Genomic DNA, 14304 nt, shown 5'->3' with positions numbered 1-14304 from the left:
ATGTCGCCCTGCGCCGGCGCCAGCGCTTCAAGCACTTCGGCAAGGAGGACCGGAATGTGGCGGGCCGATCCGCCAACGGCGTGCCCATCTACGGCGCGAGGAAGGTCATCGCCGCGGCCTGCCGTCATTCCGGTCGCTCCCCAGGCTTCGTCCCCTGCCGAAGCAGCAAAAGCCGTGCCCGCGCCTGCGCCCCATAGGCGGCAAGCCGTCCCGGCTCCCAGATCTGAAAGAAATTGCCGCGCCCGACAAAGGCCACTTCCACCGAAATGCCGGTGTGTTCGCGAATGAAATCGCTCATCGTGATGCGGCCGTCCTGGTCGAGTTTCAAGAAGGCTCCGTCGCCATGGCAGAAGAACGACATATCGTCCGCCGTCTGCAGGAAGGGATCCTCGAGCGCTATGCGCTGCTCGTAGCGGTCGAGCAGATCGAGCCCGCCGACATCCATCGCCGGCAGATCCAGGCAGCGCAGCGCATAGAGTTCCGAATAGCCGCGCTTCTGCACGACGGCACGGAAATGCGCGGGAACGGACACCCGTCCCTTCGCATCGATCCTGCTCACCGTGTTTGACAGAAACCGGTCCATTAAACGCTACAGCCGCTTGCGCCGCCGCACCCCTCTCCATCTTGTCGCACGCGCCGCCGCAGGGCGCTCCCTGCCCCGTATCAACCTCCTCCGCACGGGCAAAAACCGGCAAACGCGCAGCCGCCGCGGCTGCCCGATTGGCGTACGCTTTACCCTGACACGGAACGAAGGCTTTGATGTCTGGATGGGATATCATGGGGCACTATGGGCGTCAACGGGATTAGGCTTCACAAACACGCACGCCGCGACCAATGAGAGCGGCCGTGACGACACGTCTCGTCTTTATGGATCATTAAGCCTAACGAAGCGTTTAGAGCCGCCTGGCCCAACCGGACGCGCCTTGCCGCGCGCCGCTGCCAGGCATAGCGTCTCGCCACATCTCGCCGGTCGCAAACAGGGTTGGAAATTCGATGTCTGAAACTGCAAAGTCACGCGCTGCAGCGCTTCCTCACCTGCGTCGCAGCGGGCTTGCCATGGGCGATTCCATTCCCCTGCCCCTGACCATGACCGCCATTTTTCATGCGCCCGGCGACGCCACCGGCTTCAACCAGTACGGGCGATTCAGCAACCCGACCTGGGACGCGGTCGAACATATGCTGGCCCATCTGGAGGGCGCGCCTTGCGTCGCCTTCCCTTCAGGAATGGCGGCAATCTCGGCGGCGTTCTTTGCCGTGCTCAAGACTGGCGACCGTATCCTGCTGCCTTCCGACGGCTATCACACGACGCGGGCTTTGGCCGATCGCTTCCTCAAGCCGCTCGGCATCACCTACGACGTCAGGCCGACCTCGACTTTCCTCGATGGCGGCTTCGATGGCTATCGGCTGGCGTTTGTCGAAACCCCTGCCAATCCGGGGCTGGATATCTGCGATATCGCCGCCGTTGCCGATGCTGTTCACAAAGCCGGCGCGATCCTTGTCGTCGACAACACGACCATGACACCCTTCGGCCAGCGGCCGCTCGACCATGGCGCCGATATCGTCGTTGCCGCCGACACCAAGGCACCCAATGGCCACTCCGACGTGCTGTTCGGCCATGTGGCCAGCCGCAATGCCGATATCATAGCCGCCGTGACCGGCTGGCGCGAAGTTTCCGGCAGCATTCCCGGACCGTTCGAAGCCTGGCTGGTGCATCGCGGCCTGGAGACACTGGATGTGCGCTTCGATCGCATGTGTTCCTCGGCGGAAGTCATCGCGCGGCGGCTGCAGGGCCACCGGGCAATCAGCGGCCTGCGTTATCCCGGACTGGAAGGCGATCCGTCGCACAACCTTGCCCGTGCCCAGATGGAGCGCTTCGGCTTTCTCATTTCTTTCGAGCTCGCCTCGGAGGACAAGGCCGAGGATTTCATCAACAATTGCGACCTGATGCAGGCCGCGACATCCTTCGGCGGCGTCCACACCTCCGCCGAGCGGCGCTTGAAGCGAGGCGATGCGGTCGCCGCCGGTTTCGTTCGCCTCTCGGTCGGCTGCGAGCCGGTGGAAGAGCTCTGGAAGGCGATCGAGGCGTCGCTGGACAAGATCGGCGGCTGACAAATCGACTGGGCGGGCCAGGTCATCGGCCTCGATGTTGCGATGGCCGACGAATCGCCGAACAAGCTTGAATCAATAGGCGCGCCCCGAGGGCGCAACCTATTGATCTCAAATGGTTCTCTTCGACATGGAGGAGAATTGCCAGCTGGCCTGTAAGCCGGGTTCTGTATGGCCCCCGCCCCTTGCGGGGCGAGAACGTGGCGGCCATTCATCTTGGGCGCATGTTGCCATGCGCCTCACGCAACCTACCCGGACGGTGAGCCGGAAACAGCCCTCGAGGGTTTCCCCTCGCACCGTCCCTATTCGGTCTTGCTCCCGGTGGGGTTTACCGTGCCGCTCCTGTTGCCAGTCGCGCGGTGGGCTCTTACCCCACCCTTTCACCCTTACCCCGAATCCGGCAAGCCGGATCGTGGCGGTTTGCTTTCTGTGGCACTTTCCCTGGGGTCGCCCCCGCCGGCCATTAACCGGCACCGTGTTTCCATGGAGCCCGGACTTTCCTCACCCACGACCTTTCGGCGTTTGCGGGTGCGGCCGCCCAGCCAGCTGGCAGAGCGTATAAAGAGGTTCACACCTGAAAACGCAAACGAAAAAGCAGACTTATGCGGGCGATCCAAGCGCAGCCATCTGCACCTTCACCTTGCCGCAATAGGCTGCCGACACGGGGTTCATCCGCGTTGCGGCGTGGCCGGCATTGTATTTCAGAATCGTGCCGCAGGTTGTGCCGCCACCGAGGCTCCGTGCCATGGCAAGGTATTTCATGCCGTATTTGATGTTGGTGTCGGGATCGAACAGACCCTTGGCGGAGCCGCTATAGCCCATCATCCGAGCCGTGGCCGGCTTGATCTGCATCAGGCCGATCTCGCCGGCGCCGCCGACGATATTGGGCCGATAGTTGCTTTCGATCTTGATAACCGCCGTGGCGAGCGACACCGGCACGCCTTCGATCGCCGCATAGCGGGCAACGATAGCGGAATACTGACCGCTGCTGGCCACCGCCGCCGTCGAGGCTGCCGCGTTCCGGACTCCGATCGACGCCGTTGCCGTCATGTCGACGGTCTTTCGGTCACGCTTCGCCTGATTTCTGGCGGACTTCTTCGGCTTGGACCAGCTTGCTTTTTCCATTTTCGCGGAAGGCCGCTTCGTCTCCGCTTTGGCGGAAGCCCGCTTCGTCGCCTTGGCGTCATGGCCTGCCTTGCCGCTTTTCGCGGATACCACGGGAAGTCCTTGATCGGCCCGCGGGCTGAATGACGCTGCATGCGCCGCACTGAAGGCAAAAGTCATTACACCGGCAGCAAGAGCTGCCGTTAAAACGGTAAATTTCTGCATGTGATCCTGTTCTGTCTGAACCGCGCGAAGATGTTCACGCAGCAACGCCTAACCAACGTCGGAACAACCCGGGGGGCTTGGGGTCCGACATCTACACGTCAGCCGTTTGACGCCCGAATTGGTGTCAAACAAGGCCAGGCAAGTCACTTTGAGTGACAGCTTGTAACTTAAGGATTGGAAAGAATTGCTTAGGAGAGGTCCCCCGGAGGTTAGCGCCTCACGGAAGCAAGCAGCCTTTGCAGCGTCCTCAGCGTCGAGCCGTCGGCAACACCGTCCACCTTGCGCGGCCGGAAATGCCGTTGAAAGGCTTCGACCACCGCCTCTGTCTGCCGGTCGAAAACGCCGGATATTTCAACGCCATAGCCGTAGAGGGCCAGCATCGACTGCAATGCTTCGACGTCGCCGCCGGTGTCGCCGGTTGTCAGAGTGGCGCCTCGCCTGACGGGTGCGGCCGCCACGAGATGGCCGACACCGGCCTCGAACAGCGTCCGCCACGGAAACTTCTCGCCGGGATCGATTTTGCGCCCCGGCGCAACATCGGAATGCGCGAGTACCCGCTCGGCGGCGATCGAATGCCGACCGGCGATCCCACGGCACAGCCCGATCACCGCATCGATCTGCCGCCGGGGAAAACCGGGATAACCCAGCGAATGTCCCGGATTGACGATCTCGATGCCGACAGAACAGGAATTGATGTCGGCGCGTCCGAACCACGAACTCTTGCCGGCATGCCAGGCGCGGTCGCTTTCCCTGACCATCTGCACGACATGGCCATTCTCGTGGACCAGATAATGCGACGAAACCTCGCTGGCCGGATCGCAAAGCCAGGCCTCGGCCCCGGCGCCGGTCGCCATGCCGGTGTAGTGCAGCACGATCATGTCAGGCCTGGGTGTCTCGCGCCGCGGGCCGAAATTCGGCGATACCCTGACTTCGGCACGTGGCTCGTCGGGCAGAAAGCCGCTCATGCGTGGCGCAGGCCCCGCTCGATCATCTCGTAGGCGGCATTGATCGCCGCCACCCTGGTCGTCGCAATCTTGATGAATTCCTGAGGCAGGCCGCGCGCGATCAGCCGGTCCGGATGATTGTCGGAAACCAGCTTGCGATAGCGTTTCCTGACCTCTTCGAACGGCTTGCCGCGCTCGATGCCAAGCACGACATAGGGATCCCCGGCGCCCAGATTGACGTGCCGCGCCATGATGGCCTCGTAATGGGCCTCGTCGATGCGGAAAATCTCGGCGATGCGGTGCAGGAAGTGGCCTTCGTGCTCATGCACCAGCCCGTCGGCCTTGGCGATGTGGAACAGGCCGTCGAGTATGTCTTCCAGCATCACACAGTTGGAATGCCCGGAACCACACATCTGCGCCATCCGCTCGGCATAGGTCTCGAAACCGGCTACGTCGCGCTGGGCGAGATCGAACAGCCGCGCCACATTGCGCGTTTCCTTCGGCGGCACCTCGAAGATTTCCTGGAAGGCGCGCACCTCGTCCTGGGTGACGATGCCATCGGCCTTGGCCATCTTGGCCGACAGCGCGATCATCGCCACCGAAAAGGCGACACGCCGGCGCAAATCCGCATCGCCGGAGAAAACCGTGCGCACGGCCTCCACGACGTCGGCGACACCCGACGAGGCTGAGGATGAAACGCGGGTGATGAATTCGCCGAGGCGATCCCAAATCGACATGGCCTGCTTCTTAGAGCCACCGCCCCCTCCTATCAAGCCGGGACAGTGCCGCAGGCTTTGCGCGACAAATCGATCCGACGCGCAAAAGGGGATTAGCCACGGCGCTCGGACAATATGAGAAAGGCCGGCGCGAGCCGGCCTTTCTCATTCATCACACGATGTACTGCTTGCTCACTACTGCGCGGGCGCAGGAGCTGGTGTTGCCGGAGCCGGCTCGGCAGGCTTCTCGGGTGTGATGCTCTTCGTGGTCGAATTGTCCGTTGCCGGAGGCGTCGCGGCCGGCGGCGTGGCTTCCGGGGTAGCCGGCTTCATCGGTTCCTCGGCGGCCGGCGGATTGGTGCTCTGGGTGGTGGTATTGTCCGTACCGCTGTCACTGCAGGCGGCGACGCCAAGCAAGGCCAAAGCGGAAACGGACGCGAGAATGAGCTTTTTCATTTTGTCTCTCCTTCAACACACGCTCACGTTGCCGTGAGCGGTCGAAGGACAAATGCGCCAGACGACCATGGGTTTCGTAACGTTGCGTTTCCGCATGTAACATCGTCTGGTTCATTTGCGATTGCCGCTCGGGCCATGGCGAACTAACAGCATGTGCCGAACCACCGATCGAACAGAAGAGCGCCGGGGACTGTCATGACCGAAAAATGGGATTTCTGGATCGACCGCGGCGGCACATTCACCGATATCATCGGCCGAGATCCGGAAGGCGGGCTGCACCCGCGCAAGCTTCTCTCCGAAAATCCCGAAGCCTACAACGATGCTGCCATCCAGGGCATTCGCGACCTTCTCGGCTTGTCCTCCGGCGACACGATCCCGAGCGGCCTGATCGGCGACATCAAGATGGGCACCACGGTTGCCACCAATGCGCTGCTGGAGCGCAAGGGCGACCGCGTGCTCTTGCTCATCACCAAGGGCTTTCGCGATGCGCTGAAGATCGCCTACCAGGCGCGCCCGGACATCTTCGCCAAGGAGATCATCCTTCCCGAACAGCTCTACGAGCGCGTCATCGAAATCAACGAGCGTGTGCGCGCCGATGGCTGCGTCGAACAATTGCTCGACATCGCCGCCTGCCGGCCGGCGATCGAACAGGCCAGGGCCGATGGTATCGATGCGGTCGCCATCGTCTTCATGCACGCCTGGAAATACCCCGACCACGAGAAGGCTGTGGCGAAAGTCTGCCGCAAACTTGGTTTCAGCCAGGTCTCGGTCAGCCATGAAGTCTCGCCACTGATCAAGCTGGTCGGCCGCGGCGACACCGCGGTGGTCGATGCCTATCTGTCGCCGATCCTGTCGCGCTATGTGCAAAGGGTGGCGGGAGAGTTGGGGGCGGCGCCGATCTCCCCCCTTGTGGGGGAGATCGGCCAATCGCCCCGCCTGATGTTCATGATGTCGTCGGGCGGTCTCACCGCTGCCGACATGTTCCAGGGCAAGGACGCACTGCTGTCAGGGCCGGCCGGCGGCGTCGTCGGCATGGTCGAGACAGCCAGGCTCGCCGGCTTCGACAAGGTCATCGGCTTCGACATGGGCGGCACCTCGACCGACGTCGCCCATTATGACGGAGAGTATGAGCGCGCCTTCGACACCGAGGTCGCCGGCGTGCGCGTCCGCGCGCCGATGATGCGCATCCACACCGTCGCCGCCGGCGGTGGCTCTATCCTGCATTATGAGGCCGGCCGTTTTCGCGCCGGACCTGACTCGGCTGGCGCCAATCCCGGCCCGGCAGCCTACCGGCGCGGCGGCCCGCTCGCCGTCACCGACGCCAATGTGATGCTGGGCAAGCTGCAGCCCGATTTCTTCCCGGCGATTTTTGGGCCCGGCCAGGACCAGACGCTCGACGTCGACACAGTGCGCGAAAAATTCTCCGCACTCGCCGCCGAAATCGGCGATGGCCGGTCGCCCGAGACTGTCGCCGAAGGGTTCGTCACCATCGCCGTGGAGAACATGGCCAACGCCATCAAGAAGATCTCCGTCCAGCGCGGCTACGACGTCACCGAATATCTCCTGAACTGTTTTGGCGGCGCCGGCGGCCAGCACGCGTGCCTGGTCGCCGATGCGCTCGGCATGGAAGCGGTGCTGATCCATCCCTTCTCAGGTCTGCTGTCGGCCTATGGTATCGGCCTGTCCTCAGTCTTTGCCTCGCGCCAACAGGCGCTGCTGAAGCCGCTTGCCGAAGAGTCCAGAACGGAGATCGGCAACCTCATTGCCATCTTGAGAAAAGCCGTTGTCGCCGAACTCGCGGCGCAAGGCATCGCCGAGCATACGGTCGCCACGAAGCCGGTTCTGCACATTCGCTATGACGGCACCGACACGACACTGCCGGTGAATTTCGAGGCGGATTCGATTTTCCAGGCCAGGCGCGATTTTGAAATCGCCCACAAGGCGCAGTTCGGTTTCGTCTATGACGACAAGCCGGTGATCGTCGAGACCGTCGGCGTCGAAGGCACAGACACCGGCGGCACTGGGCGCGACGAAACTGAATCGCGAACCGAAGACCTTGCCGTAAGCCCTTCGCAAACCCGCGAAATCTTCACCGAGGGAGAGTGGCGTGCTTCACCCATCTTCCGTCGCGAGGCGCTGAAGCCGGGAAACAAGGTTGCGGGACCTGCCTTGATTATCGAGCCGAACCAGACAATCGTCATCGAGCCGGGCTGGCAGGCCGAAATCACCGCCAGGAACCATGTGCTGCTGCGCCGTGTCGAGAAAAAACGCCGGCAGGCAGCGCTCGGCACAGAGGCCGATCCGGTCATGCTGGAGGTCTTCAACAACCTTTTCATGTCGATCGCCGAACAGATGGGCGTTACGCTGCAGAACACCGCCTATTCCGTCAACATCAAGGAAAGGCTGGATTTCTCCTGCGCCGTCTTCGACCGCCATGGCGCGCTGGTCGCCAATGCGCCGCACATGCCGGTGCATCTGGGTTCCATGGACCGTTCGGTCGAAACCATCATCCGGCTGAATTCCGGCGACATCCATCCCGGCGACGTCTTTGCCCTCAACGCGCCCTACAATGGCGGCACGCATCTGCCCGATATCACTGTCGTGACACCGGTGTTCGACGACATCCAACAGGAAATCCTCTTTTGGGCCGCCTCGCGCGGCCATCATGCCGATATCGGCGGCACCGCACCCGGCTCGATGACGCCGCTCGCCACCACGGTCGACGAGGAAGGCGTGCTGTTCGACAATTTCCGCATCGTCGATCGCGGAAAATTCCGCGAGAAGGAGCTGGAGACGCTGCTCACCGACCACCGCTATCCGGCCCGCAATCCGCACCAGAACATCGCCGACCTCAAGGCGCAGATCGCCGCCAACGAAAAGGGCGTCGCGGAACTCCGCAAGATGGTCACGCATTTCGGCCTCGATGTCGTCGAGGCCTACATGGGCCATGTCCAGGACAACGCCGCCGAAAGCGTGCGCCGCGTGCTGGAGCGGCTGCCCGACAGTTCTGAGTACGAATACCCGACCGACACCGGCCAGATCATCAAGGTGAAGATCACGGTCGACCGGCAAAAGCGCGAGGCGACCGTCGACTTCACCGGCACCTCGCCGGTGATGAAGAATAATTTCAACGCGCCCGAGCCGGTCGCCCGAGCCGCCGTGCTCTATGCCTTCCGCGTCATGGTCGAGGACATGATCCCGATGAATGCCGGGTGCCTGCGGCCAATCAACATCATCATTCCCGATGGCTGCATGCTGAAACCCGCCTACCCCGCCGCCGTCGTCGCCGGCAATGTCGAGACCTCGCAGCACGTCACCAACGCGCTGTTCGGCGCCATGGGCGCCATGGCCAACGCCCAAGGCACGATGAACAACCTGACCTTCGGCAATAAGACCTACCAATATTACGAGACGATCTGCTCCGGCTCGCCGGCCGGCCGGATGAACTCGGGCCGCGGCTTTGCCGGCACCTCCGGCGTCCACACCCACATGACCAATTCGCGCCTCACCGACCCGGAAGTGCTCGAGCTGCGCTTTCCCGTGCTGCTCGAGGATTTCCACATTCGGGAAAATTCCGGCGGCAAGGGCAAATGGAGCGCCGGCGACGGCACCAAGCGCACCATCCGCTTCCTCGAAAAGATGGACTGCGCGATCCTGTCCTCGCACCGCAACCGTCCGCCACAAGGCCTGGACGGAGGCGGCGATGGCGAGGTCGGCTCGACCAAAGTCCGCCGCAAGGACGGCACGATCGAAATGCTGAAAGCCTGCGACCAGACCGTGCTTCAGGCCGGCGACGCCGTCATCCTGACGACGCCGACGCCGGGCGGATTTGGCAAGCTGTAAGGAGGCGTCAACAGGCTGTCACCGGCCTGTCATGACCCTGGGCTACCCGCTTGCGGCAAAGCAAACGGGGAATCATCTTGCCATGACGGACGTTTCCGCAGATCTGGTTTTTCGCCGCGGCAAGGAAGTTGGAAAGGCCGTCTACCAGAACCGGCCGCTGTCGAAGGCCGGCATTTCGGAGCGGCTGTTCGCCTTCCTGTTCTCCGGCCTCGTCTATCCGCAGATCTGGGAAGACCCCGATGTCGACATGGAGGCGATGCAGCTTGGCCAGGGCCACCGCGTCGTTACCATCGCCTCCGGCGGCTGCAACATCCTGGCCTACCTCACGCGCTCGCCGGCCCGGGTCGACGCCGTCGACCTCAACACCGCGCACATCGCGCTGAACCGCATGAAGCTGGAGGCGGTGCGCCGCCTGCCATCGCAGAGCGACCTGTTCCGCTTCTTCGGCGCCGCCGACACCAGCCACAATTCGAAAGCGTATGACCGTTTCATCGCGCCGCATCTCGATCCTGTCAGCCGTCACTACTGGGAGCGCCGCAACTGGCGCGGCATCAGGCGCATCACTGTGTTCGACCGCAATTTCTACCAGACCGGCCTGCTCGGCCTGTTCATCGCCATGGGCCACCGCACGGCAAAGTTCTTCGGCGTCGACCCCGCCGGCATCATGCAGGCCAGGAACATCGGCGAGCAGCGCCGCTTTTTCAACGAAGAGCTGGCGCCGGTCTTCGACAAGAAGCTTTTGAGATGGGCGACGTCGCGCAAGGCTTCGCTGTTCGGCCTCGGCATTCCACCGGCGCAGTATGATTCGCTGATCACCTCCGGTGACGGCACCATGGCCAGCGTGCTGAAAGCCCGGCTGGAAAAACTCGCTTGCGACTTTCCGCTGGAGAACAACTACTTCGCCTGGCAGGCCTTCGCCCGGCGCTATCCGAACCCCGGCGAGGCCGCCCTGCCCGCCTATCTCGAAAAGCAGAATTACGAGATCATCCGCGGCAATGTCGGCCGCGTCGCCATCCACCATGCCAATCTGATCGAGTTCCTCGCCGGCAAGGATGCAGGCTCCGTCGACCGCTTTATCCTGCTCGATGCACAGGACTGGATGACCGACGACCAGCTCAACGCGCTGTGGGCGGAAATCACCCGTACGGCTTCGGCCGGCGCCCGCGTCATCTTCCGCACCGCCGCCGAACCCAGCCTGTTGCCGGGCCGTGTCTCCAGCTCGCTGCTCGACCAATGGGACTATCAGGACCAGGCTTCGCGCGAGTTTTCGGCCCGCGACCGCTCGGCCATCTATGGCGGCTTCCACCTCTATGTGAAGCGCGCCGCATGAGCACGACCGAGCTGCCGGCCAACCATGCCGAACTGATGGACGGCGTCTACCGCTGGCAGCGCCACATCTACGACCTGACCCGCAAATACTACCTGCTTGGCCGCGACCGGCTTTTATCGGGGCTGGACGTGCCGACCGGCGGCACCGTGCTCGAGCTCGGCTGCGGCACCGGCCGCAACATCATCCTGGCTGCCCGCCGCTATCCCGATGCCCGCTTCTACGGCCTCGATATCTCGGCCGAAATGCTGGAGACAGCCGGAAAGGCGATCGACCGTGAGGGCCTGTCCGGCCGCGTCGTGCTGGCAAGGGGCGACGCCACCGAGTTCGATGCTCGTGCACTCTTCGGTGTCGAACGCTTCGACCGTGTCTTCGTGTCCTATTCGCTGTCGATGATCCCCGGCTGGGAAAAAACAGTATCGGCGGCACTTGCCGCACTGGCCCCCGGCGGCTCGCTGCACATCGTCGATTTTGGCCAGCAGGAAGGCCTGCCGGGCTGGTTCCAGACCTTGCTGCGCGGCTGGCTGAAAAAATTCCACGTCGCGCCGCGTGAATCCTTGCGCGAAGTCCTGGAATCGGAATCGCGGCGAACCGGCGCAAGCTTCCGTTTCCGCACGCTTTATCGCGGCTATGCCTGGCTGGCGGTTATCGGGCCCCGCGGTTAGCCAAGGTGTGTTGAGATTCAGGTCAGGCCGAGTCGAAAATGGTGGGTTCCGAGAACCGGAGCGGAGCGTACTTTTGGGTACGTGAGCTCAGTTCTGCCGCGACGCGGTAGAACGGGGAAGCGCAGGAAGCCGCCATTTGCAGGCCGGCATCACCCGATATCAATGCACCTTAATGCAGCGCCTTGATTAACGCCCCCACCATCGTCTGCGGCCGATAGCCGAACTTGGCAGGCGTCAACCCTAGCCGCACCACCACCAACTGCTCCGAGGGGATGATGGCGACCGTCTGCCCGTCATGGCCTTCCATCCAATACGTGTCCTTGGGCAGGCCTGCCGCGACGCCGGCGCCAGGGGTTTCCTCATCGCCCGGGGCCTCGATCCACAACTGGCCCTTGCCGTAGACTTTCGAGGCGGATGCCGGCTCCCGCATCCAGTCGACGAAGCCAACCGGCAGGATCTGGTGGCCGTTCCACACCCCGCCTTGCAGCAGGAATTGGCCGAAGCGCGCCCAGTCATGCGCGGTTGCGTAGAGATAGGACGAGCCGACGAAGGTGCCCTGCTCGTCGGTCTCTAGCACCGCGCTGTGCATGCCAAGCGGCTCGAACAGGGCCGTGCGAGGCCACGTCAGCGCCTTGGCCTTGTCGCCGATCGCGTCCTGCCAGAGCCGCGACAGCATCACCGCCGTGCCGCTCGAATAGGAAAACTGTTTGCCGACCTCTGCGGCCAGCGGCTTGGATTCGGCGAAGCCCGCCATGTCTGGCTCGAGATAGAGCATGCGCGTGACGTCGGCGACGTCGCCATAATCCTCGTTGAACTCCAGCCCGCTCGACATCGCCATCATGTCGGCAAGGCTGATCACCGCGCGGCCGTCCGCCTTCCACGGGGCAAACAGGTTTTTGTTGTCGAAAGCCATCTTGCCGTCCTTGACCAACGTACCGACGATGGCGGCGTTCACCGTCTTGGTCATCGACCAGCCGAGCAGCGGCGTCCTGGCGGAAAAGCCATCGCCGTAGCGCTCGGCGACGACACGGCCATTCTTGACCACCACCACCGCGCGCATGCCGGTGCCGGTCAGCGCCGCATCGTCCAGTAGCTTGGCGACAACCGGATCTTGCGAAGCTTCGACCCGTTCGCCTTCCGGCCACAGGTCGCCCATGGTGGCTGCCGACGGCTCCGCCTGGATCGCGGTCCGCCGCGCCTTGCCTACATCGCCGTCCGGAACCGAAGCGCAGCCAAGCCCGTCGCGGGCGACGGCGACGCTCTTGCCGAGGAAACCGAACAGGCCGGCAGACACCGTTCCCCTGTTCTTGTCCACCGAAACCCGCATCAACCGCAGCAGGGGGTGCCCGGGCGCCTGCACGTCGACGGCCAGCACCTCATTGGGATCGCGGCCGGCAATGAAGACGTTCGAACAGACGATCTTGGCAGAGTAGCCCGAGCCGACCCTGATCAACTCCGGCGGCGCGATATAAAGCCAGGCAAAAAGTGCTGCGATCACTAGGACGATCAGGCCAAGCAGCCATTTGACGATCTTGACCACGATCCGCATTTATTTCCTCCGGGCTTCGCCTGAGCCTTATGTCATCGATTTGCCGCCATTGCTTCCGCAAATCACAAAGCTTGTCGAGCGCCATCAACGGATTATCAACCATGATCGGCGATCACAGGATATGCTGAGCGATGCTGTGGGGCGATCGTTCGGAGGGGGCCCGATCACAAAGCAGGCCAACAGTGTAGAGACCCATCAGCGACCGGCTGAATCCGGCTCGGGAATTGCGATGCGCCGTCTTGCGGGCCTGATCATGCTAGCGCTGCTTGGTGCTTGCTCGACCGTCGACGATCTCTCGCCGCTGTCGCCATCCGCTTCGAGCAGCCCGACGGTTGCCGTGCGCGCGCCGCGCTTTGCCGACTCCAAGCCGCATGAATGGGAGAGCGGCGCGCCGTGGAACTATGCCGTCCACGGCACCGATGTTTCCAAATACCAGACCTCGGTCGACTGGCCGGCTGCCAGGGCCAGCGGCATCTCCTTCGCCTTCATCAAGGCGACCGAGGGCGGCGATCGCTTCGATGAATACTTCAACGAGCATTGGGCGCGCACGAAGGCCAACGGAATTCCGCGAGCCGCCTATCATTTCTACTATTTCTGCACCCCGGCTGCCGTGCAGGCGCGCTGGTTCATCCGCAACGTCCCCGTCGACCGCTCGGCGATGCCGCCGGTCCTCGACATGGAATGGAACCCGCAATCGCCGACCTGCAGGCTGCGTCCCGACGCGGCCACGGTGCGCGCGGAGATGGCCACCTTCCTCGAAATCGTCGAACGCCACTATGGCAAGAAGCCGATCATCTACACCTCGGTCGACTTCTTCGACGACAACGAACTGTCGGGCTTCCGTGGCTATCCCTATTGGCTGCGCTCCGTCGCCGGCCATCCGCGTGAGAAATACGGCAGCCACCCCTTCACCTTCTGGCAGTACACCGGAACCGGCATCATTCCCGGCATGCCCGGCAAAGCCGACATCAACGTCTTCAACGGCAGCGAAGCCGCCTGGAACAAATGGCTGCGGCAGAACACCCGTTGACGTCAGGTTCAACGGCAGCACCGCCCTCGATCAAATCACTCCAGCAGAGCTTCCGTTGAACCGGTTCAACGGCAGCACCGCCCTGCACCAAATCACTCCAGCAGAGCTTCCGTTGAACCAGTGCAACGGCAGCGAAGCCGGCCGGAACAAGGGGCTGCGGCAGAAGAACCGTTGACACCGGGCCTGCCGCCTGCTTTTCGACACAGCCAGCGGTGAAAAGTGCAACCGCCGGCAATTCAGGGCGTTGGGCTTCCGGGGGGAGCACAACAACTGCCGCTATTCGTTTCGAGAGGAAGCTGATGCGACTGCGTTCCAAAGTCCTCGCGGCTGCGCTGACCC

Annotated in this window: 11 protein-coding genes, 1 other RNA gene and 1 pseudogene; 5 read left to right on the top strand and 8 right to left on the bottom strand. The window is 63.0% G+C overall.

Annotated elements, in window-relative coordinates:
- Both EN943_RS26720 and mraZ read right to left on the bottom strand, forming a co-directional pair.
- Positions 1 to 128 (bottom strand): annotated as a pseudogene (locus EN943_RS26720) (16S rRNA (cytosine(1402)-N(4))-methyltransferase); the annotation flags it as partial.
- Positions 125 to 583: a division/cell wall cluster transcriptional repressor MraZ gene (mraZ, locus tag EN943_RS26715; protein WP_127415279.1), complete on the bottom strand. Its 459-nt coding sequence runs from the start codon at positions 581 to 583 to the stop codon at positions 125 to 127. The gene mraZ and the pseudogene EN943_RS26720, both read right to left, overlap by 4 nt.
- 410 nt (positions 584 to 993) lie before the next feature.
- Between mraZ and EN943_RS26710 the strand changes: the two genes are divergently transcribed.
- Positions 994 to 2109 (top strand): cystathionine gamma-lyase, encoded by a 1116-nt coding sequence (locus EN943_RS26710; protein ID WP_127415278.1) that lies wholly within the window; start codon positions 994 to 996, stop codon positions 2107 to 2109.
- Between the two features lie 137 nt (positions 2110 to 2246).
- Here EN943_RS26710 and rnpB read toward each other — a convergent pair.
- The 5 genes from rnpB to EN943_RS26685 all read right to left on the bottom strand — a co-directional run bounded on the left by rnpB (position 2247) and on the right by EN943_RS26685 (position 5551).
- Positions 2247 to 2656: RNase P RNA component class A (rnpB, locus tag EN943_RS26705), an RNA gene on the bottom strand.
- Between the two features lie 50 nt (positions 2657 to 2706).
- A complete protein-coding gene (locus tag EN943_RS26700; protein ID WP_127415277.1) occupies positions 2707 to 3435 on the bottom strand; it encodes a transglycosylase SLT domain-containing protein in 729 nt (242 codons plus the stop codon).
- A gap of 209 nt (positions 3436 to 3644) precedes the next feature.
- Positions 3645 to 4400: an N-acetylmuramoyl-L-alanine amidase gene (locus EN943_RS26695; RefSeq protein WP_127415276.1), complete on the bottom strand. Its 756-nt coding sequence runs from the start codon at positions 4398 to 4400 to the stop codon at positions 3645 to 3647.
- Complete coding sequence (locus EN943_RS26690) at positions 4397 to 5116, bottom strand: DnaJ family molecular chaperone (RefSeq protein ID WP_127415275.1); 720 nt, start codon at positions 5114 to 5116, stop codon at positions 4397 to 4399. The genes EN943_RS26695 and EN943_RS26690 overlap by 4 nt, the downstream gene beginning before the upstream one ends.
- A 174-nt stretch (positions 5117 to 5290) precedes the next feature.
- Positions 5291 to 5551 carry a hypothetical protein gene (locus tag EN943_RS26685; protein ID WP_081734943.1) on the bottom strand — a complete coding sequence of 87 codons (261 nt, stop codon included), beginning with the start codon at positions 5549 to 5551 and terminating at the stop codon, positions 5291 to 5293.
- Positions 5552 to 5746: 195 nt separating this feature from the next.
- On the opposite strand from EN943_RS26685, the gene EN943_RS26680 reads away from it, so the two are divergent.
- Genes EN943_RS26680 through EN943_RS26670 form a run of 3 tightly spaced genes read left to right on the top strand, consistent with a single transcriptional unit; the run spans position 5747 to position 11386 of the window.
- Positions 5747 to 9394 carry a hydantoinase B/oxoprolinase family protein gene (locus EN943_RS26680; RefSeq protein ID WP_127415274.1) on the top strand — a complete coding sequence of 1216 codons (3648 nt, stop codon included), beginning with the start codon at positions 5747 to 5749 and terminating at the stop codon, positions 9392 to 9394.
- A 31-nt stretch (positions 9395 to 9425) separates the two neighbouring features.
- A complete protein-coding gene (locus EN943_RS26675) occupies positions 9426 to 10724 on the top strand; it encodes a DUF3419 family protein (RefSeq protein ID WP_127415273.1) in 1299 nt (432 codons plus the stop codon).
- The gene (locus EN943_RS26670; protein WP_127415272.1) at positions 10721 to 11386 is read left to right on the top strand and encodes a class I SAM-dependent methyltransferase; all 666 of its coding nucleotides are present in this window, start codon (positions 10721 to 10723) and stop codon (positions 11384 to 11386) included. Before EN943_RS26675 ends, EN943_RS26670 begins: the two co-directional genes overlap by 4 nt.
- Positions 11387 to 11555: 169 nt before the next feature.
- Here the strand turns inward: EN943_RS26670 and EN943_RS26665 are convergent, their stop codons facing one another.
- Positions 11556 to 12935, bottom strand: a complete 1380-nt coding sequence (locus EN943_RS26665) for a serine hydrolase (protein WP_127415271.1) — start codon at positions 12933 to 12935, stop codon at positions 11556 to 11558.
- 229 nt (positions 12936 to 13164) lie between these two features.
- Here EN943_RS26665 and EN943_RS26660 point away from each other — a divergent pair, with 229 nt between their 5' ends.
- Positions 13165 to 13965 (top strand): GH25 family lysozyme, encoded by an 801-nt coding sequence (locus tag EN943_RS26660; RefSeq protein WP_127415270.1) that lies wholly within the window; start codon positions 13165 to 13167, stop codon positions 13963 to 13965.
- Positions 13966 to 14304 lie beyond the last annotated feature (339 nt).

The organism is Mesorhizobium sp. M7A.F.Ca.US.006.01.1.1 (assembly GCF_003997935.1).
Taxonomy (GTDB): Bacteria; Pseudomonadota; Alphaproteobacteria; order Rhizobiales; family Rhizobiaceae; genus Mesorhizobium.
The sequence above is the reverse complement of the archived record's forward strand: the minus strand, read 5'-3'. Positions and strand labels throughout refer to the sequence as shown.